This window comes from Streptomyces sp. NBC_01571 (assembly GCF_026339875.1).
In the GTDB taxonomy this organism is placed as follows: domain Bacteria; phylum Actinomycetota; class Actinomycetes; order Streptomycetales; family Streptomycetaceae; genus Streptomyces.
In genome coordinates, this window is sequence record NZ_JAPEPZ010000001.1 from 7,112,074 (window position 1) to 7,131,542 (window position 19,469).

Annotated in this window: 17 protein-coding genes; 11 read left to right on the forward strand and 6 right to left on the reverse strand. The window is 72.2% G+C overall.

Annotated elements, in window-relative coordinates; translation table 11 throughout:
- Window positions 1-12: 12 nt before the first annotated feature.
- Entirely contained in the window at window positions 13-246 is a 234-nt protein-coding gene (locus OHB41_RS32120; RefSeq protein WP_003997603.1) for an Lrp/AsnC family transcriptional regulator, read from the reverse strand.
- Between the two features lie 206 nt (window positions 247-452).
- Here OHB41_RS32120 and OHB41_RS32125 point away from each other — a divergent pair, with 206 nt between their 5' ends.
- Window positions 453-1,418, forward strand: coding sequence for a thiamine-phosphate kinase (locus OHB41_RS32125; RefSeq protein ID WP_266701639.1), 966 nt, complete (start codon window positions 453-455; stop codon window positions 1,416-1,418).
- A gap of 143 nt (window positions 1,419-1,561) precedes the next feature.
- Here the strand turns inward: OHB41_RS32125 and rpmB are convergent, their stop codons facing one another.
- On the reverse strand, window positions 1,562-1,747 hold the full coding sequence (gene rpmB, locus OHB41_RS32130; protein ID WP_003973430.1) for a 50S ribosomal protein L28: 186 nt from the start codon (window positions 1,745-1,747) through the stop codon (window positions 1,562-1,564).
- Between the two features lie 260 nt (window positions 1,748-2,007).
- Between rpmB and fakA the strand changes: the two genes are divergently transcribed.
- Complete coding sequence (gene fakA, locus OHB41_RS32135) at window positions 2,008-3,765, forward strand: fatty acid kinase ATP-binding subunit FakA (protein ID WP_266701642.1); 1,758 nt, start codon at window positions 2,008-2,010, stop codon at window positions 3,763-3,765.
- 473 nt (window positions 3,766-4,238) lie between these two features.
- On the opposite strand, the gene OHB41_RS32140 is transcribed toward fakA, so the two are convergent.
- On the reverse strand, window positions 4,239-7,274 hold the full coding sequence (locus tag OHB41_RS32140) for a tetratricopeptide repeat protein (RefSeq protein WP_266701644.1): 3,036 nt from the start codon (window positions 7,272-7,274) through the stop codon (window positions 4,239-4,241).
- On the reverse strand, window positions 7,271-9,109 hold the full coding sequence (locus tag OHB41_RS32145; RefSeq protein WP_266701646.1) for an HSP90 family protein: 1,839 nt from the start codon (window positions 9,107-9,109) through the stop codon (window positions 7,271-7,273). Before OHB41_RS32145 ends, OHB41_RS32140 begins: the two co-directional genes overlap by 4 nt.
- A 166-nt stretch (window positions 9,110-9,275) precedes the next feature.
- Between OHB41_RS32145 and recG the strand changes: the two genes are divergently transcribed.
- The 8 genes from recG to mutM all read left to right on the forward strand — a co-directional run bounded on the left by recG (window position 9,276) and on the right by mutM (window position 17,048).
- On the forward strand, window positions 9,276-11,501 hold the full coding sequence (recG, locus tag OHB41_RS32150) for an ATP-dependent DNA helicase RecG (protein WP_266701648.1): 2,226 nt from the start codon (window positions 9,276-9,278) through the stop codon (window positions 11,499-11,501).
- Between the two features lie 384 nt (window positions 11,502-11,885).
- Window positions 11,886-12,473: a 16S rRNA (guanine(966)-N(2))-methyltransferase RsmD gene (gene rsmD, locus OHB41_RS32155; protein ID WP_266701650.1), complete on the forward strand. Its 588-nt coding sequence runs from the start codon at window positions 11,886-11,888 to the stop codon at window positions 12,471-12,473.
- Between the two features lie 26 nt (window positions 12,474-12,499).
- Entirely contained in the window at window positions 12,500-12,979 is a 480-nt protein-coding gene (gene coaD / locus OHB41_RS32160; RefSeq protein ID WP_266706294.1) for a pantetheine-phosphate adenylyltransferase, read from the forward strand.
- A 99-nt stretch (window positions 12,980-13,078) separates the two neighbouring features.
- Window positions 13,079-14,149 (forward strand): F0F1 ATP synthase subunit B, encoded by a 1,071-nt coding sequence (locus OHB41_RS32165; protein ID WP_266701653.1) that lies wholly within the window; start codon window positions 13,079-13,081, stop codon window positions 14,147-14,149.
- A 135-nt stretch (window positions 14,150-14,284) separates the two neighbouring features.
- A complete protein-coding gene (locus OHB41_RS32170; protein WP_266706296.1) occupies window positions 14,285-14,941 on the forward strand; it encodes a YceD family protein in 657 nt (218 codons plus the stop codon).
- 2 nt (window positions 14,942-14,943) lie between these two features.
- A complete protein-coding gene (gene rpmF / locus OHB41_RS32175) occupies window positions 14,944-15,117 on the forward strand; it encodes a 50S ribosomal protein L32 (protein WP_006139588.1) in 174 nt (57 codons plus the stop codon).
- 19 nt (window positions 15,118-15,136) lie between these two features.
- The gene (gene rnc / locus OHB41_RS32180; RefSeq protein ID WP_266701655.1) at window positions 15,137-15,994 is read left to right on the forward strand and encodes a ribonuclease III; all 858 of its coding nucleotides are present in this window, start codon (window positions 15,137-15,139) and stop codon (window positions 15,992-15,994) included.
- A gap of 193 nt (window positions 15,995-16,187) precedes the next feature.
- A complete protein-coding gene (gene mutM / locus OHB41_RS32185) occupies window positions 16,188-17,048 on the forward strand; it encodes a bifunctional DNA-formamidopyrimidine glycosylase/DNA-(apurinic or apyrimidinic site) lyase (protein ID WP_266701656.1) in 861 nt (286 codons plus the stop codon).
- Window positions 17,049-17,109: 61 nt separating this feature from the next.
- Here mutM and OHB41_RS32190 read toward each other — a convergent pair whose 3' ends face one another.
- Complete coding sequence (locus tag OHB41_RS32190; RefSeq protein ID WP_266701657.1) at window positions 17,110-17,517, reverse strand: winged helix-turn-helix transcriptional regulator; 408 nt, start codon at window positions 17,515-17,517, stop codon at window positions 17,110-17,112.
- A 100-nt stretch (window positions 17,518-17,617) separates the two neighbouring features.
- Between OHB41_RS32190 and OHB41_RS32195 the strand changes: the two genes are divergently transcribed.
- Window positions 17,618-18,202: a flavodoxin family protein gene (locus OHB41_RS32195; RefSeq protein WP_266701659.1), complete on the forward strand. Its 585-nt coding sequence runs from the start codon at window positions 17,618-17,620 to the stop codon at window positions 18,200-18,202.
- A gap of 163 nt (window positions 18,203-18,365) precedes the next feature.
- Here the strand turns inward: OHB41_RS32195 and OHB41_RS32200 are convergent, their stop codons facing one another.
- Complete coding sequence (locus OHB41_RS32200; protein WP_266701661.1) at window positions 18,366-19,334, reverse strand: CAP domain-containing protein; 969 nt, start codon at window positions 19,332-19,334, stop codon at window positions 18,366-18,368.
- Window positions 19,335-19,469 lie beyond the last annotated feature (135 nt).

Consider the following 19,469-nt stretch of genomic DNA (forward strand, 5'->3'; position numbering starts at 1 on the left):
GGTAGACGGGGGCTAGAGGTGCACCACCGGGCAGGTCAGGGTGCGGGTGATGCCATCCACTTGCTGGACTTTCGCGACCACCATGCGGCCGAGATCGTCCACGGTGTCGGCCTGGGCCCGCACGATCACGTCGTACGGTCCTGTCACGTCCTCGGCCTGGATCACCCCCGGGATCTTGCTGATCGTCTCGGCGACGGTCGACGCTTTGCCGACCTCCGTCTGGATCAGGATGTACGCCTGTACCACGGAACCTCCAGGGCGGCCACGAGGATCATGTGGGGAAAAGGAACGCCACGGTATCGCGTCGCCGCACGCCGCGGGGAGACCCCCGGTGACTGGGGCTTGCGCGCCGGGGTGCGCGGACTGCACAAGTTGACGGTCAACTCGACCGTACCGAGGACAGAGACGGCTCGCGACCGGGCACCGGTAGCGGCAGAGGGAGCAGTACGACGATGAAGGGCACCGTGGGCGAGTTGGGGGAGTTCGGGCTCATCAAGGAGCTCACCTCGCGTCTGACCACCACCCCGGCGGTCCGGGTCGGCCCCGGCGACGACGCCGCGGTGGTGGCCGCGCCCGACCGCAGGGTCGTGGCGAGCACCGACATCCTCCTGGAGGGCCGGCACTTCCGCCGCGACTGGTCGACGGCGTACGACGTCGGGCGCAAGGCGGCCGCCCAGAACCTCGCGGACATCGCCGCGATGGGCGCCGTACCGACCGCGCTGCTGCTCGGTCTCGTCGTACCGGCCGAACTGCCGGCGACCTGGCCGTCCGAGCTGATGGACGGGCTGCGCGACGAGTGCCAGGTCGCGGGTGCGGCCGTGGTCGGCGGCGATGTCGTACGGGGCGACACCATCACCGTCGCGATCACCGCGCTCGGTGATCTGCGCAACCACGAGCCGGTGACCCGGGGCGGCGCACGGCCCGGCGACGTGATCGCCGTGACGGGCTGGCTGGGGTGGTCGGCGGCCGGGCACGCGGTGCTCTCCCGCGGCTTCCGTTCGCCGCGTGCCTTCGTCGAGGCGCACCGGCGCCCCGAACCGCCGTACCACGCGGGTCCCGCGGCCGCCGGGCTCGGCGCGACGGCGATGTGCGACGTGAGCGACGGGCTGATCGCCGACCTGGGGCACATCGCCGAGGCGAGCAAGGTCAGGATCGACATCCGCTCGGGCGCCATCGACATCCCGTCGCAGATGAACGACATCGGTCAGGCCGTCGGCGTCGACCCGATGCAGTGGGTGCTCACCGGCGGCGAGGACCACGCGATCGTCGCGGCCTTCCCGCCGGACGTGAAGCTGCCCGCGCGCTGGAAGGTGATCGGCGAGGTCCTCAACCCCTCCGCGCTGCCGCAGGTCACGGTGGACGGCGCACCCTGGACCAGCAAGGGCGGCTGGGACCACTTCGGCGACATCGAGTCGTGAGACCGTCGGGGCCGGTGCGGTGCGCGTCGAGGGCGTGCGCCGCGCCTGCCGTGAGTCCCCGCGCGGACAGCAGAAAACCCGCCCACCGTGAGGTGGACGGGTTCAGTGCAAGCGAACCAGCAGTGGCCGCGCGCTGGCGGTTGTCAGCGCGATACCTTGCCGGCCTTGATGCACGAGGTGCAAGCGTTCACGCGCTTCGGCGTCCCGCTCACCACGGTACGTACACGCTGGATGTTGGGGTTCCAGCGGCGGGACGTACGGCGGTGCGAGTGCGAGATGTTGTTGCCGAAGCCCGGCCCCTTGCCGCAGACGTCGCAGTTGGCAGCCACGGGTCACTCCAAAGACTTCAGATGCACTTACGGTGGATCCCGGCATGCCGGGATCAAGATCTAGGATCTGAGTGGCGGTGCCAGGGGGAAGACCCGATCGGAATCGGGCAACTGGAGCAGCATACAACGACTGCGTCCAGACAACGAAACTACCATGCCCGCCCCGGGGCGGGCCCCGGCCATCCTCCGGACCCGCTACCGTCAGTAACCCGCTCTGGGTCTACGCTGCGTCCCACGTCCAGCAGCTCAAGGAGGCGCAGGTGCCGCAGGTGCCGCAGACATTGGATGCTCTCGCGGTGCGCACCTGGTGCGGCCTCGCGCTGGAGGCGCTGGGCCGGGCCCGCGAGGAGATCGACGCCATCAATGTCTATCCGGTGGCCGACGGGGACACCGGGACGAACCTCTATCTGACCGTGGAGTCGGCGACGGCGGCGGTGGAGGCGGTCTTCGCGGGCCACGAGACGGTGGCCGCCGCGGGCGACGGCCGCGCGAGCGCGGGGGACGGGCGGCCCACTCTCGCCGACGCCGTGCGGGCGATGGCGCACGGGGCGCTGATCGGGGCCCGCGGCAACTCCGGGACGATCCTCGCGCAGCTGCTGCGCGGTATGGCGCTGGTGCTGGCCGCCGACGGCGAGAGCGGTCGCACCGGTGCCGAGGGACTCCGTCTCGCCCTGCGGCAGGCCGCCGACTCCGCGCGCGACGCCGTAGCGCACCCGGTCGAGGGCACGGTCCTCACGGTCGCCGCGGCCGCCGCCGAAGCGGCCGGCGGCGCCGAGGGGGACTGCGGCACCGTCGCGCGCGCGGCCTACGAGGGAGCACGGGCGGCCCTCGTGGCGACCCCCCGGCAGCTCGCCGTCCTGGCCCGTGCCGGTGTGGTGGACGCCGGCGGGCGGGGGCTGGTGGCGGTGCTGGCGGCGCTGGTGGAGACGTTCACAGGGGAGTCCCCGCGCGCCGGGTGGGCGCTGGGGGAGGTGCACACGCGTGTGGCCGTGGCGGCCGGGCCCGTGACCGCCGCCGGTCACACCGAACCGGGTCCCGTCGAGCCCGGTCACGCCGAGCCCGGATGCGTGGACGACCGGCCGGACGACGGAGGGCCGGCCTTCGAGGTCATCTACCTCTTGGAGGCGCAGGACGCGGCCGTGACGCGGTTGCGCGACCGGCTCGACCGCCTCGGGGACTCGCTCGTGGTCGTCGGCGGCGACGGACTGTGGAACGTCCACGTCCATGTGGACGACGCGGGTGCCGCGGTGGAGGCGGGCGTCGAGGCCGGGCGGCCGCACCGCATCAGGATCACGCACTTCGGGCTCGGTGACGCGCACACCGCGGGCGCGGCGGGGCTGCCGCCCCGGGAACGGGCGCAGCGGGCCGTCGTGGCGGTGGTGCCCGGCGAGGGACTGGCCGGGCTGTACGCCGAGGCCGGGGCGACCACCGTGCTCGCGCGCCCCGGCGAGCCGCCCGCCAGCGGGGAGCTCGTGGACGCCGTACGAAGGGCCCACGCGCGCGAGGTGGTGCTGCTGCCCAACGACGCCGACCTGCGGCACACCGCGGCGGCCGCGGCCGAACAGGCCCGTACGGAGGGGGTGCGGGTCGCGCTGATCCCGACCCGTTCCGCGGTCCAGGGCATCGCCGCGCTGGCCGTGCACGAGCCCGGGCGGCGCTTCGACGAGGACGTCGTCGCCATGACCTCGGCGGCGGGTGCCACCCGGTATGCCGAGGTCGCCGTCGCCGAGCGGCAGTCCTGGACCATGGCGGGCATCTGTCAGGCCGGGGACGTCCTCGGTCTCATCGAGGGGGATGTCGCGGTGATCGGTGCGGACATCGCGGCCACGGCCGAGGCCGTCATCGACCGTATGCTCGCCGCCGGTGGTGAGATGGTGACCCTGGTCGTCGGTGACGAGGCGCCCGGCGCCATCGCCGCGCGTCTCGAATCCCGGGTCAGGGAGGGCTACTTGGCGGTCGACACGGTGGTGTATCGAGGGGGGCGGCAGGGCGCGTTGCTGCTGATCGGCGTGGAGTAGCGCCGGCCGCTTGCCACAACCCCGGGTTCTCTCGCCCCCGCCGCCCCTACCCTCCCCCAACCTCTCGACTTGGCTCGAGCAGGGGGGACCCCATCGGTCCCCGGGGCTCCGCCCCGGACCCCGCCAGGGGCGCTGCGCCCGCTGGACCCCCGCCGTCGCCCGAAGGGCTCGTCCTCAAGCGCCGGACGGGCTGAAAGACATGACCCCGGACGCCAGCCTTCGAGGGCGACCCAGCAGCGCGGGCCCGCACCTCCAGCCCGTCCGGAAACATCCAGCTCACGTCGAAATCTCCAGCGCACGCCGAAGTCCCCGGCGCGGGCTCGCACCATCAGCCCGTCCGGCGCTTGAGGACGAGGCCGTTCAGGCCGAACGGGGGTCTGGGGGCGGAGCCCCCAGGGGCGGCGGGGGCGAGGGCAAGGCGGGGGACCGGCAGGCGGGCGTGGAGCTTGCGCACCGGTCACCCCTGCTCCTCGCTACCCCTCACCCCGCTCCTCCATCAGCCTCAGCATGTTCTCGGCCTCGGCGCGGCGCGCCCCCGCCGGCCCGTCCCCCTCCGACGCCCCCGCGTAGGCGGACAGAACTCCGCGCGCCCGCGCCGCCGCGGCGGCGGGACGGAGCAGGTCCGCCTCCAGCCACCCCGCGGCAAGCTCCGCACCGGTCCGCGCGTCGAGCGCCTCGTCCCCGAGGGACGCGAACACCGACACGGCCCGCGTGACATGACCCAACGCCTCCTCGAAGAGTCCCCGGGCGACGCCCTCCTCCACGTCGTCGGTGACGGACCGGGCGACGAGGTCGCCGAACTGCCGGTGGGTGTGGCCGAGTTCCGCGACGAGGCGGAGAGGGACCTGCGGATCCTGCTCGCCCACCGCCCCGGAAAGCCGCACCCCCTCCTCGCAGTCCCGCACCGCCTCCGCCATCAGCTCCCGTGACCGGTCCAGCCCCGCCCCCGTACGCAGGGAGGCCCAGGCCCGGGCCCGCAGCGACCGGACCAGTGCGTGCACGTTGCCGAGCTCCCGCCACAGGTCGCCGGCCCGGGCGTACGCCCGCTCCGCCTCGGCGGGCAGCCCGGCGTGCCCGAGCGCTTCGGCGGCGAGATGGGCGAGCGTCGCGTGGTCGCGCTGCTCGGGCCAGTGCCGGGCGATGTCCGCGGCCCGCAGCCAGTTCTCGGCCGCGTCCCGGTGCTCGCCGAGCTCGGTGAGACAGTCACCGAGCCACCACCGTGTCTGCACGATCGCACCGTCGCCGTGCATGTCGCCGGTCAGATCGGGCAGCGCCGACTCCAGGATCTCCGCGGCCTCGGCCCAACGCCCCTGCCGGAGCAGGAAACCGCCCAGCTGGTGGCGCGCCCAGGCCCCGAGCGTGGGACCCTGCCCGGCCTCGTCGGCCCAGTGCGCGGCCTCCAGCGCGTGTTCCGCGGCGTCCGCGACCTGCTCGGTCTCGCCGAGGATCTCGGCGAGCTGGAGGTGCAGCTGCGCCTGTCCCATCGGCTCCAGGCGGGGCCCGCCGTGCTCCAGCGCGGCCCGTGCGGCCCGCTCGGCGCCCTCCGCGTCGCCCAGGTGCCGGGCGATTCCGGCGAGCCGGGACTCGTACTCCACGGCGAACGACGGCAGCCCGGCCGCCACGAACGCCTCCGCCGCCCGTCCGAGCAGTTCCGCGGCGGCCTCGGCGTCCCCGGAGTGAGCGGCGAGCTCGCCGAGCATGGCCTGCGCCTCCGCGGCCCGCGAGGCCATCCGTACGTCCGCGACGTGCGGCTCGGAGAGCGTCAGCAGCTCCCGCACGGCCGCCTCGGCGGCCCTGATCCCGTCGGCGCCGGCCGGATCGGGCCGGCCCGGCCCGGACCCGTCCGCGTCGCCGCTCTCCTGCACCCGGTGCACCAGGATCCGTGCCCGTCCCACCAGCACGGACGCCGTCTGCGACACCCCCGTCCCGCCGTCCGCGAAGAGAGCGAGCGCCTTCTCGTGCAACTCCGTGACGGCCGCCAGTGCCTCCTCGGACCCGCCGACGAGGGCGAGGACGTACGCGGCGCGGGCCCGGGCGGCGAGCGCCTCGCCGGGGTCGCCCGCCGCGTCGTACAGCTCCGCGGCCTCGTGGAAGAGTTCGATGCCCTCGGGCCCGCGCTCCATCGCCGCGTGGTCGGCGATCTCCGCGCGGTCGCGGGCCTCCAGCTCCCGGCCCTCGGCTGCGCGCGAGACCGCCGCCCAGGCCGCCACGGCGTCCGGGTCGCGGGACCGCGACAGCCGCCGGGCCTCGGCGAGCAGCGCGGGCAGGTCCGACCCGGTGGCCCGGTCAGGGCCGTCTTCCCCAGGCCGCGGTGCCGTGTCCGGGCCCGAGCCCGACCCGGGACGCGCATCCGTGTCCGACGCCGCGGCGGCCGCGGCCGCCGGTACGTGCCGCGCCGACCGCACGCCCAGCGGCAGCCGGTCCACCAGCGGACGCCGGTCCATCCGCGCCCGCGCCCGCCCGCTGACGTACGACGTGCCGTTGCGGGCGTCGAAGCGCGCCGCGAGGGAAAGGGCCTGCTCGCGCGCGTGGGCGGCGAGTTCGCCCGCGGTCCACGTGTGCCCGGCCGGCCCCGGCACCGTCCGTCCGCCGAGGCCGAGCCCGGTCAGGCGGTCCATCACCAGGGCGGTGACGGCCATGAAGTCGAGCTTGCTGCGCGGGTCGCCGGAGTCCGTGAAGTAGGCGGGCCGCTCGGCGAGCAGTTCCAGGGCGCGCGCCTCGTTCCCCGACAGCGCGCAGAACTCCACGTGGTCCGCGTAGGCCGCGCGCATGCTCTCCATGGGGCGCACCAGACGCAGGCCCCGGAGGTGATGGGCGCGGGCCTCCTCCAGACGGCCCAGGCGCAGCAGCGGGACGAGGGAGGACGCCAGCACGGTGTGCGGCTCGTGGGCGCAGCTGTGCTCGCCCTCCAGGACCGGGCGCCACAGCTCCAGCGCCTGCGCGTCGGCGTCGCGTTCGGCCTGCCACCAGCCCTGGCTGTGCAGCTCGCACGCGTGGCAGTCCGCCATGCTGTCGCGGTCGGCGGCCAGCCAGGCGGCATAGGCGCGTTCCGCGCGCTCCATGTCCCCCAGGTGCGCGGCCACGCTGAACTCGGCACCGCGCACGGCCCGTTCGGAGTGCCCGGCGAGCCGGTAGCGGTACTCCATCTCGCCGAGCCACTTCTCGATGGAGGCGAGCGGGATGTGCGGCTGGTCGAGCATGCCGGCCGACATCCACTTGAAGACCCAGTGCAGCGAGTGGATCTCGTACTCGTCGAAGTCCTCGGGGTGTTCGTCCCACAGGCGCAGCAGGCGCGCGAAGGGGACGAACATCTTGTCCTTCTCGGAGCTGTAGTTGTAGACCTTCAGCTGGTGTCCGAGCGCCTCGATCACGGCGAGCGGGATGTCCAGCTTCTCCGCCTCGGCGAGCAGCTGTTCCGCGCGCGCGTTGCGGGCGGGCCCCTCCGGCTGCTCGTAGTTGTCCCCCATCGCCTGGCGCAGGGTGTCGAAGTCCATGGCCGGGCCGTTCATCGGCGGTCGTCCTCTCCGGTGTCGGGGTGGGTGGCCCATTCCAGGAGGCCGATGAACGCGCGGTTCAGGAGCGCCGAGTCGGCGGGCCGCAGCGGGCGCTGCGCCATCAGGAGGGCCTGGCCGTAGAGGGACTCGGTGGCGGTGCCGATCAGCTCCGGGTCGCGAAGCGAGCTGATCCGCCGGATCAGCGGGTTGAGATGGTTGAGCACCAGACGCGCGCGCGGAGCGCTGCCGCGCAGCGAGCCGAGAATGCCCGCCCACAGGTCGTCCGCCTGCTCCTCCGCCTCCGCGCGGGCCTGCTCATGGCGGGCCGCCCGGTCGTCCAGGTGCAGGGCCGGGACCGAGAGCGGGTGGAAGGCGCGCAGCGACACGTCGCAGCCCAGCGGGTCGAGCCTGGCCCGCGCGGCCGCCAGGAAGCCCGACAGGGCCAGCTCCTCGGCGGGATCGATCGCGTCCAGGTGCGCCGTGACGGTGTCGGCGTCCAGCTCCGCGACCACCGAGCCCGGACGCACCGACGGCAGCGCCTCCACCAGCTCGCTGTCGTAGGTGTAGCCACCGTTGACGACGCCGATGCCCTGTGCGGAGGCGATGGGCGCGACCTGGCGGTACTCCTCGACCGTGCGCGTGAAGTGCACCACCGGGTGGCGCAGCGCGAACTCCTCCAGGGAGAGCCGTCCGTCGGTCGTCTCGAAGGGCAGCCACGGCAGCATCGTGCGCAGCATCTCCTTGTCGTGCCGCGCCAGTGACTTCACGCCCAGGTGATGGACGGACAGGAAGGCCGCCAGCCGCTCCGGGTCACCCGCCGCGAGTCCCGTCAGCCACGACCGGATGCGCTCGCCGAGGGCCTCGCGCACGGCCGCCAGGGTCTCGTCCTCGTAGAGCGACTCGCGCGACGCTGTGGGCCGCAGGCTGTCGGTGTCCAGGACACAGCGCACGAAGAACGCCCAGTCGGGCAGCAGCTGTTCGGCCCGCTCGGTCAGCAGCATGCCCTTCAGGTGCACCCGGTGGCTCGCGCGCTGCGCCGGGCTGACCGCGGACGGCAGGACGTACGCGACGCCCCGCACCCCCGCGAGCGGCACGTTCAGTTCGATCGAGTCCAGCGGAGTGAAGCCGAACAGCTCGTGGCAGTGCCGGGCCAGGGCCACCCTGCGGGTGGTGGGGCTCGGGTGGGCGCGGTCCCAGGGCGCGGGAAGGTCCGCGATCGGCTCGTCGCCGACACGTACGTCGTACGGCAGCAGGGAGCCGAAGTCGCGGGCCAGTGACCGCACCCGCTCCTCGGTGAGCCATTCGCCGGCTCCGGCGCGCGCCACCAGGTGCACGGTGGTGCCCGGGTCGGTGCGGGCCTCGTGCGGCAGCGTGCGCACGGTGTACGAGCCGTCGTCGGTCGCCGTCCACTCGACGGGCGCCGCGTCGGGCGTCCGGGCGCTGCGGCTGACGACCCGGATGCGCTCGGCGACCACGAAGCACGCCAGCAGTCCGATGCCGAACTGCCCGAGGAAGTCGGAGCGGGCCGCCTGGATGCCGTCGTCCCGCTTGGAGCTGCGGCCGATCGTCGCGAGGAGGCTGTGCACGTCGGACTCGGTGAGCCCGATGCCGGAGTCCTCCACGCGCAGGGTGCCGTCCACCGCGTGCAGCCGCACGGTGGCGGGCGCGTCCGGCTGCTCGGCACGCCGGGCGGTGATCGCGTCCACGGCGTTCTGCAGCAGTTCGCGCAGATAGACCTTGGGGCTCGAGTACAGGTGATGGGAGAGCAGGTCCACCAGACCACGCAGGTCGACCTGGAACGAATGGGGTGACGGGGATGCCTGTGATGGCTGTGAGGTCTGGGAGTCCATCGTCGCTGCGCCGAGGGTGGGGGGACGGGCGACGGCGCGGGGTCGGGCGGTCCCGGCGGACGGTGACCGCGAAGAGGTCCGGAGCGCGCCATCCTAGGCCCGGAACGAGCCGTCTGACCAGCGGATTTCCAGGACGTATACGGCATTGTCGGTGGTGTGGTGTGCAATGGATCTCGTGCCCGCGCTCGATGAACCACTGAAGAAGGTGCTCGGTCCCCCCACCGCGAAGGTGATGGCCGAGCATCTCGGCCTGCACACCGTCGGTGATCTCCTGCACCACTATCCGCGCAGATACGAGGAGCGCGGCCAGCTCACCCACCTCGCCGACCTGCCCATGGACGAGCACGTGACGGTGGTCGCCCAGGTCGCCGACGCGCGCCTGCTCACCTTCGCCTCCGCCAAGGCGCCCCGCGGCAAGGGCCAGCGTCTGGAGGTGACCATCACGGACGGCAGCGGCCGCCTCCAGCTGGTCTTCTTCGGCAACGGCGTGCACAAGCCCCACAAGGACCTGCTGCCCGGCACCCGCGCGATGTTCTCGGGCAAGGTCTCCGTCTTCAACCACCGCCTCCAGCTGGCCCATCCGGCGTACGAGCCGCTGCGCGGCGAGGGTGCCGACGACACCGCCGCCGCCGAGAGCGTCGGTTCCTGGGCGGGCGCGCTCATCCCGATCTACCCGGCCACCGCCAAGCTGGAGTCCTGGAAGCTCGCCAAGGCCGTCCAGACGGTGCTGCCCAGTGCCCAGGAAGCCGTCGACCCGCTGCCGGACTCCCTGCGGGAGGGCCGTGGCCTGGTCTCCCTGCCGGAAGCCCTGCTGAAGATCCACCGTCCGCACACCAAGGCGGACATCGGCGACGCCCGCGCCCGCCTGAAGTGGGACGAGGCCTTCGTCCTCCAGGTGGCGCTGGCCCGCCGCCGGCACGCCGACGCCCAACTCCCCGCCGTGGCCCGCAGACCCCGCCCGGACGGCCTGCTCACCGCTTTCGACGCCAAGCTTCCCTTCACCCTCACCGAGGGCCAGCAGAAGGTCTCCAAGGAGATCTTCGACGACCTCGCCACCGAACACCCGATGCACCGGCTGCTCCAGGGAGAGGTGGGCAGCGGCAAGACGATGGTCGCCCTGCGCGCCATGCTCGCCGTCGTCGACGCGGGCGGGCAGGCCGTGATGCTCGCGCCCACCGAAGTGCTCGCGCAGCAGCACCACCGGTCGGTCACCGAGATGATGGGGGAGCTGGCCGAGGGCGGGATGCTGGGCGGCGCCGAGCACTCCACCAAGGTCGTGCTGCTCACCGGATCCATGGGGGCGGCGGGGCGCCGGCAGGCGCTGCTCGACCTGGTCACCGGCGAGGCCGGCATCGTCATCGGCACGCACGCGCTGATCGAGGACAAGGTGCAATTCCACGACCTGGGCCTGGTCGTCGTCGACGAGCAGCACCGCTTCGGGGTCGAGCAGCGCGACGCCCTGCGCGGCAAGGGCAAGCAGCCCCCGCACCTCCTGGTGATGACCGCCACGCCCATTCCCCGCACGGTCGCGATGACCGTCTTCGGCGACCTGGAGACCTCCGTCCTCGACCAGCTCCCCGCGGGGCGCTCACCGATCGCCAGTCATGTCGTCCCCGCCGCGGACAAGCCGCACTTCCTCGCCCGCGCCTGGGAGCGCGTGCGCGAGGAAGTGGACAACGGCCACCAGGCGTACGTGGTCTGCCCCCGCATCGGGGACGAGGAGGACGATCCGAAGAAGAGCGGCAAGAAGAAGTCGCCCGAGGACGAGGCCGAGAAGCGCCCGCCCCTCGCCGTCCTCGACATCGCCCAGCAGCTGGCCAAGGGGCCTCTCCAGGGGCTCCGGGTCGAGGTCCTGCACGGCCGCATGCCGGCCGACGACAAGGACGCCGTGATGCGCCGCTTCGCGGCCGGTGAGACCGACGTCCTGGTCGCCACGACCGTCATCGAGGTCGGCGTGAACGTGCCGAACGCCACGGCGATGGTGATCATGGACGCCGACCGGTTCGGCGTCTCCCAGCTCCACCAGTTGCGCGGCCGGGTGGGCCGGGGTTCCGCCGCCGGACTCTGCCTGCTGGTCAGTGAGATGCCGGAGGCGAGCCCGGCCCGTCAGCGGCTGAACGCGGTGGCGTCCACGCTCGACGGTTTCGAACTCTCGCGCATCGACCTCGAACAGCGCCGTGAGGGCGACGTCCTGGGCCAGGCCCAGTCCGGCGTCCGCTCGTCGCTGCGCATGCTCACCGTCATCGAGGACGAGGAGATCATCGCCGAGGCCCGTGAGGAGGCGGCCGCGGTCGTCGCCGCCGACCCGGAGCTCACCGGCTTCCCGGGCCTGCGCACCGCCCTGGAAGCGCTCCTGGACGAGGAACGCGAGCAGTATCTCGACAAGGGCTGACGGGACTTCGCGGCAAGGGCCGACCGGACCTCCCGGCGGGTCGACAGGAGCCGAAGGGAACTCCCGGCGGGGACAGGAGCCGAAGGGAACTCCCGGCGGGCCGACAGGAGCCGAAGGGCGCCGACCGGGCAGCCGGCGACCGACGGGAGCCCGGCCCGGACCGGGAAGCACCTCGGACGGAAGCGCTCCGGAGGGGTAAGCACCTCGGACGGGGAAGCCTTGGACGTGAAGCGCTCCGGAACGGGAAGCGCTCCGGAACGGGAAGCGCTCCGGAACGGGAAGCGCCCCGGACGGGCGAGCGCCCCGGACGCGGGGCGGGGAGGCGGGATCCGGGCTCCGGCTGAGACACTGGCAGCCGACACGTCACCAGCGCAAAGGACCCTCATGACCCGCGTGATCGCCGGCCGGGCCGGCGGACGCCGTCTGGCCGTCCCGCCGGGCACCGGCACCCGGCCCACCTCCGACCGGGCGCGCGAGGGCCTCTTCTCCACCTGGCAGTCCCTGCTCGGCGGCCCGCTGGAGGGCGAACGCGTGCTCGACCTGTACGCGGGCTCCGGCGCCGTGGGCCTGGAGGCGCTCAGCCGCGGTGCCGGCCACGCCCTGCTCGTCGAGGCCGACGCCCGCGCCGCCCGCGTCATCCGGGAGAACGTGAAATCACTGGGCCTGCCCGGCGCCGAGGTCAGGCCGGGCAAAGCGGAACAGATCGTTCAGACGCCGGCTCCCGCAGAACCGTACGACCTCGTCTTCCTCGACCCGCCGTACGCCGTGTCGGACGACGATCTTCGCGAGATTCTGCTCACACTCCGGACGCAGGGCTGGCTCGCGGGCGAAGCGCTCGTCACCGTGGAGCGCAGCACCAGAGGCGGCGAATTCGGGTGGCCGGACGGTTTTGACGCGCTCCGGGCCCGTCGTTACGGCGAGGGGACCTTTTGGTACGGTCGCGCCGCCTCTACGTGCGAAGACGCACGATGACCGGACCGGAGAGCGAGGGACCACAGTTGCGCCGCGCCGTCTGTCCGGGGTCATTCGACCCCATCACCAATGGACACCTCGACATCATCGCCCGCGCTTCCAGGCTCTACGACGTCGTGCACGTCGTGGTGATGATCAATCAGTCGAAGCAGGGCCTGTTCACCGTCGACGAGCGGATCGAGCTGATCCGCGAGGTCACCGCGGATTTCGGCAACGTCCAGGTCGAGCCCTACCACGGCCTGCTCGTCGACTTCTGCAAGCAGCGGGACATCCCCGCCATCGTCAAGGGCCTGCGCGCGGTCAGCGACTTCGACTACGAACTGCAGATGGCCCAGATGAACAATGGCCTCTCGGGTGTGGAGACGCTGTTCATCCCGACCAGCCCCACCTATAGCTTCCTCTCCTCCTCGCTGGTCAAGGAGGTCGCGACCTGGGGCGGCGACATCTCCCACCTGGTGCCGCCGGTGGTCCTGGAGGCGCTGAAGGGGCGGCTCGGCCAGGACTGACGGGCTGACAGTCCGTCACCCGGTGTCGGGTGGGGCGGGAGTGGTCGTACAGTCGAACCGTCCGTCTCCATCACAGCTGTAGAGAGTGGCGAGCACACGGTGGACGTGCAGAAGAAGCTCGATGAGATCGTCTCGGCGGTCGGCAGCGCCCGCTCCATGCCCATGTCGGCCTCGTGCGTGGTCAACCGCGCCGAGCTGCTCTCGATGCTCGAAGAGGTGCGCCAGGCCCTGCCCGGCTCCCTCGCCCAGGCCGAGGAGCTCATCGGCGGCCGCGAGCAGATGGTCGAGCAGGCCCGCATGGAGGCCGAACGGATCATCGAGACCGCGCACGCCGAGCGCGGCTCCCTGATCTCCGACACCGAGGTCGCCCGCCGTTCCCAGAACGAGGCGGACCGCATTCTCGCCGAGGCCCGCCAGGAGGCGGAGGAGATCCGCGCCGAGGCCGACGACTACGTCGACTCCAAGCTCGCCAACTTCGAGGTCGTCCTCACCAAGACCCTCGGCTCCGTCGGCCGCGGCCGCGAGAAGCTCCTCGGCACGGGGCCCGGCATCGACGAGCAGGGCTACGAGGACGAGGACGCCCCCGAGCGCAGCCACGACCCCGAGACGCTGCGCCGCAACGCCGACGAGTACGTCGATGTGAAGCTCGGCGCCTTCGAGGCCGTCCTCGCCAAGACCCTGGACGCCGTCGGCCGCGGCCGGCAGAAGCTGCACGGCCGGATCGCCAGCGACGACCTGGGTGACCTGGGCGCCTTCGCCGAGGACGGGAACACCGTCCAGCACACCAGCGACGCCGACTACCTGGCCGGTCTCGCCGAGCTCTCCGAGGCCCCCGAGCGGGTCGTCCCGGCCCCCGAGGTGCCGGCCCAGCCGTCCTACGCGCAGCAGCAGGACGCCTACGCGTACCAGCAGCAGGCGGACCCCTACGGCTATCAGCAGCAGTACGCCCAGCAGGACGCGTACGGCTACCAGCAGGCCGATCCGTACGCCGCCTACCCGCAGCACGGCTACGACCAGCAGCCGGCGTACGACCAGGGCGGTCAGCAGGGCTATCCGCAGCAGCCGACGCACGCCCATGACCCCCACGCGAACGCCCTGGACGAGACCAGCCTCTTCGACACCACCATGATCAGCGCCGAGCAGCTGCGGGCGTACGAACAGGGTCGCTGACACCGGATTGGGCCGAGAGCGAAAGGTCCAGTATCCTGGCTCTTCGGTCGCGTGTACGTCCGCGATCACCGCTGCCCGGGAGCACCAGGGGCGGCGGTGCCCCTCGAGTTTTGAAGATCGAAAGCAGGAACGGCTCTGAACACCCACCTCGACCACCGCAACCCTCTCGTGTTCGACACACACGAGCTGGGCCGGCGTCCTGGTGCGCTGCAGCGCCTGACCCGCACGATCGACGCCCCCTCGGATCTCGGGATCCAGGGAGTCATCGGAGTGCCGGAAGGCGCCCCGGTGGAACTGGAGATCAGGCTCGAGTCGGTCATGGAAGGTGTGCTCGTCACAGGCACCGCCCGTGCACAGGCCGAGGGGGAGTGCGTAAGGTGTCTGGAGCCGCTCGAGCAGTCGCTCGCCGCGGACTTCCAGGAGATGTTCTCGTACCCTGACGCCGACGACCGGAGCCGCGCCAAAGCGGAGCCGGCCGACGACGCCGGGGAATCCACGGATAACGAGGACAGGCTCTTCATCGAGGACGGCCTGTTCGACCTCGAACCCGTGCTGCGTGATGCGGTGGTGCTCGCACTGCCGATGCAGCCGGTGTGCCAGGACGACTGCCCCGGCCTGTGCTCCGAATGCGGAGTGCGGCTCGCGGACGACCCGGACCACCACCACGACGCCGTCGACATCCGTTGGGCGGCACTGCAGGGACTCGCTGGTTCATCCGGAGACGGCGAGAAGGACGAGTTGAGCGGCGGCGCGCTTCCATCAGCGCACGTCGACGAGAAGCAGGAGAAGTAGCCGTGGCTGTTCCGAAGCGGAAGATGTCGCGCAGCAACACGCGCCACCGCCGGTCGCAGTGGAAGGCTGCGGTCCCCACCCTGGTTGCGTGCGAGCGCTGCCACGAGCCCAAGCTGCAGCACATCGCGTGCCCGGCTTGCGGCACCTACAACAAGCGCCAGGTCCTCGAGGTCTGAGCGGCCGGTGAGAGGTCTGATGTCTGACGCCAAGGCGGAAACCAACGCCAAGAAAAAGGCGGAGAACACAGCCTCGTCCCACACGCTTCTGGAAGGGCGGCTCGGGTACAAGCTCGAGTCCGCCCTTCTGGTGCGTGCGCTGACCCACCGTTCCTACGCGTACGAGAACGGCGGTCTGCCGACCAACGAGCGGCTGGAGTTCCTCGGGGACTCCGTGCTCGGCCTCGTGGTCACGGACACGCTGTACCGCACCCACCCCGACCTGCCCGAAGGCCAGCTGGCCAAGTTGCGGGCCGCGGTGGTCAACTCGCGTGCGCTGGCGGAAGTGGGCCGCGGCCTCGAACTCGGCTCCTTCATCCGGCTCGGCCGGGGCGAGGAAGGCACGGGAGGCCGGGACAAGGCATCCATCCTCGCCGACACCCTTGAAGCGGTGATCGGCGCGGTCTATCTCGACCAGGGTCTGGACGCGGCGGGTGAGCTCGTCCACCGGCTCTTCGACCCGCTGATCGAGAAGTCCTCGAACCTGGGCGCCGGCCTGGACTGGAAGACCAGTCTCCAGGAGCTCACCGCGACCGAGGGGCTCGGCGTACCCGAGTACCTGGTCTCGGAGACCGGCCCCGACCACGAGAAGACCTTTACTGCTGCCGCCCGCGTCGGAGGCGTCTCGTACGGCACCGGCACCGGCCGCAGCAAGAAGGAGGCGGAGCAGCAGGCCGCGGAGTCCGCGTGGCGTGCGATCCGCTCCGCCGCGGACGAACGCGCGAAGTCGGCCCAGGCCGCCGAGCAGGTGGCTCAGGCCGCTCAGCAGGCAGCCAAGGCCGCCGAGGAGGCCGCCGACGCCGCCTCGGCTCCGACGAGCGACCCGGCCACGGCCTGATTCCTTCGCAGAACGCCGCCGGCACCCGCGGCGGCCGCCGAACCCGCCCACCAGCGGTCTCAGCGGTCCCGCGGCGACAGCGGCACCCGTAGCAACAGCAGTACCGCAGTAACCGCAGGGCCCGAACCCCGTCGCAGCGTCCGTGCCGCGGCGGGGTTCGAGCATCCCCGCAACCACACTCCGAAGGAGCGCCGTGCCCGAGTTGCCCGAGGTCGAAGTCGTGCGGCGCGGCCTGGAGCGCTGGGTCAGCGGGCGGACCGTGACCTCGGCCGAGGTACGGCATCCACGGGCCGTACGCCGTCACCAGGCCGGGCCCGAAGCCTTCGCCGGTGCGCTCGCCGGGCAGCGCGTCGGACCGGCGATGCGCCGCGGCAAGTACCTCTGGCTCCCCCTGGACGACTCCCCGTTCTCCGTACTCGCGCACCTCGGGATGAGCGGTCAGCTCCTGGTGCAGCCGGAGGACGCCCCGGACGAGAAGCACCTGCGCATCCGGGTCCGTTTCGACGACGACCAGGGCACCGAACTGCGCTTCGTCGACCAACGCACCTTCGGCGGCCTCTCCCTGCACGAGACCACCCCGGACGGCCTGCCGGACGTCATCGCGCACATCGCCCGCGACCCACTCGACCCGCTGTTCGACGATGCCGCGTTCCACACCGCCCTGCGTGCCCGCCGTACGACGATCAAGCGCGCCCTGCTGGACCAGTCGCTGATCAGCGGCGTCGGCAACATCTACGCGGACGAGGCGCTGTGGCGCTCCAGGGTCCACTACGAACGGCCGGTGGGCAGCTTCACCCGGCCGCGCACCGCCGAACTCCTCGGCCACATCCGTGACGTCATGAACGAGGCCCTCGCCGTCGGCGGCACCAGCTTCGACAGCCTGTACGTCAACGTCAACGGCGAGTCCGGCTACTTCGACCGTTCACTCGACGCCTACGGGCGCGAGGACGAGCCCTGCCGCCGGTGCGGCACGCCGATGCGCCGGCGCGCCTGGATGAACCGGTCCAGCTACTTCTGCCCCCGCTGCCAGCGGCCGCCCCGGGTGACCGGCTGACGCCGACGCGCCCGCGAAGTGCCCGGCGCCTGCGCGCGACGGTGCGCCTTCAGAGGCTCTCTCAGGCCTCGCGCGTCCCGTCGTAACGCTCGCGCGCCTCCAGGACGTCGTCCATGCGTCCCTCCAGGAAGTGGATGAGGGTGAGCAGCCGCTCCGCGACCTCGAGCCCGAGCGGCGTGAGGGTGTAGTCGACGCGCGGCGGGTTCGTCGGCCGGGCGTCGCGGTGCACCAGGCCGTCGCGCTCCAGCGCGTGCAGCGTCTGGGAGAGCATCTTCTCGCTGACACCGTCGACCCGGCGCCGCAGCTCGTTGAAACGGAACGTGCCGCCGTGCAGCGCTCCGAGCGTGAGCGATCCCCAGCGCCCGGTCACGTGTTCGAGCGTGCCCCGGGACGGGCAGCTGCGCGCGAACACGTTGTACGCGAGGTCCTGACACTCACCGCTCTCGGCGGTCGGCACGGCGATTTCCATGGCATCACCATACTCCCGGACAGCGCTATCCAAAAGGTTGCACTAACTAGAAGTTAGTGCTTTCCTTTGGTTCGTCGTCACCACCTGGAGGAGTCCCATCGTGAGCACCCCTGTTGTCTCCATCGCCTACCACTCCGGCTACGGCCACACCACCGTTCTCGCCGAGGCAGTCCGCTCCGGTGCGGCCGACGCCGGTGCGGAGGTCCACCTGATCAAGGTCGACGGGATCACCGACGCGGAGTGGGAACGCCTCGACGCGTCGGACGCGATCGTCTTCGGTTCGCCGACCTACATGGGCACGGCGTCCGGCGCCTTCCACGTCTTCGCCGAGGCGTCCTCGAAGCGCTGGTTCGGACAGGACTGGCGGGACAAGCTCGCCGCCGGGTTCACCAACTCCGGCTCCAAGAGCGGCGACAAGCTGCACACCCTGCAGTTCTTCCAGATCCTGGCCGCGCAGCACGGGATGAACTGGATCAACCTCGGTCTGCACCCGGGCTGGAACAGCAGCTCGGCGTCGGAGCACGACCTCAACCGCCTCGGCGTCTTCGCCGGTGCCGCCGCGCAGACCAATGTCGACGAGGGCCCCGAGACCGTGCACAAGGCCGACATCGCGACGGCGGAGCACCTCGGCCGCCGGGTCGCGGAGGCGGCGCGGGTGTTCTCACTGGGGCGCGCGGCCGCGTAGACGGCGGTGGGAGCGCCCCGGGTGTTCCTCGGCGGCCCGGCCCCGCACCCACGGCCGCGCCGCTGAGCCAGGCCGCGCCTGCCACGACAAGCCCGCACCTGCCACGACGAGGCCGCGCCCACCGTTCTCGGCGGGCGCGGCCTCGGTCGTGCGTCGGGGGCGGTCAGTACCCGAAGTCCTGCGTCCACCAGGGACCGCCGGCGCCGAAGTGCGCACCGACGCCCAGGGTCTTGAAGTCGCAGTTCAGTATGTTGGCGCGGTGGCCCTCGCTGTTCATCCAGGCGTCCATGACCGCTGCCGCGTCCGCCTGGCCACGGGCTATGTTCTCGCCGCCGAGCGCGGTGATGCCCGCCTTCGCCGCACGGTCCCAGGGGCTGAGCCCGCTCGGGTCGGTGTGGTCGAAGAAGTCGCGCAGGGCCATGTCGTCGCTGAAGGACTGGGCGAGGTCCGTCAGGGCGCTGTTCCCCGTGACCGGGGTGCAGCCGGCCTTGGCCCGCTCCTCGTTGACGAGCTTGAGCACCTCGGCCTCCGCGGCGGCCTCGGACGTCACCGGGGCGGTGGTCACCGGCGCCTTCGGCCTCGCCACCTCGGAGACCGGAGCCGAGGGCTCCGCGGGCTCGGCGGTCTTGCCCGGCTTGGTGGTGGCCGGCTCCTGGGAAGGTGTCGCCGTCGGCGCGGCGGCCGCAGACGTGGAGGGAGGCGCCGAAGGAGAGGAGGCACGGTCGGAGTCGCGGCTCGTCGACTGGTCGTCGCGGCTGTCCGCACTGCCCGAGGTGCCGCCCTGCTGGGTCTCCTGGCCGGACGGGGAACCGACGGCCTGCACCTGGTCGGAGTTGTTGCCCCCGCCGCCGAGCGCGTAGTTCTCCGCGCCGGGCACTACTCCCGCCGCGACGGCGACGGTGCCCAGGGCCACTGCCGCCGAGACACCGAGCAGACCCGTGCGAACGGGCGTCGCGGCCTTCCTCTTGCGGTGCGAGCGCGCGGCGGCGTTGCCGGGGAGGTCGGCGATGGCGGCATAGCCGTACAGGTTCTCCGGCCCGTAGCTTTCCGTGAGGGGTCCGTGCGTATCGGTGACCCCGGTGGCGCGGCTTGTGGCGGCGCGGCCGGCGGCGGAGCGTCGGTGGCGTCCCATCTCCTGGCCTTCCTCGATCTTTCGGTCAGCGTCCCTCACTCGAAAGAGTGAGTTTCATATGAGACTCATTGGACCGGGACGGTACCGCATGGCGAGAGGGGAGGAAGTGCCCGGAGAGACTTTGTCCGGTTAGCG

Excerpts from the sequence above, each read along its gene's own strand:
- OHB41_RS32125 (WP_266701639.1), top strand. The coding sequence starts at position 453 with ATGAAGGGCACCGTGGGCGAGTTGGGGGAGTTCGGGCTCATCAAGGAG.
- OHB41_RS32140 (WP_266701644.1), bottom strand. The coding sequence starts at position 7,274 with ATGAACGGCCCGGCCATGGACTTCGACACCCTGCGCCAGGCGATGGGG.
- OHB41_RS32145 (WP_266701646.1), bottom strand. The coding sequence starts at position 9,109 with ATGGACTCCCAGACCTCACAGCCATCACAGGCATCCCCGTCACCCCAT.
- recG (WP_266701648.1), top strand. The coding sequence starts at position 9,276 with ATGGATCTCGTGCCCGCGCTCGATGAACCACTGAAGAAGGTGCTCGGT.
- rsmD (WP_266701650.1), top strand. The coding sequence starts at position 11,886 with ATGACCCGCGTGATCGCCGGCCGGGCCGGCGGACGCCGTCTGGCCGTC.
- rnc (WP_266701655.1), top strand. The coding sequence starts at position 15,137 with ATGTCTGACGCCAAGGCGGAAACCAACGCCAAGAAAAAGGCGGAGAAC.
- OHB41_RS32190 (WP_266701657.1), bottom strand. The coding sequence starts at position 17,517 with ATGGAAATCGCCGTGCCGACCGCCGAGAGCGGTGAGTGTCAGGACCTC.
- OHB41_RS32200 (WP_266701661.1), bottom strand. The coding sequence starts at position 19,334 with ATGGGACGCCACCGACGCTCCGCCGCCGGCCGCGCCGCCACAAGCCGC.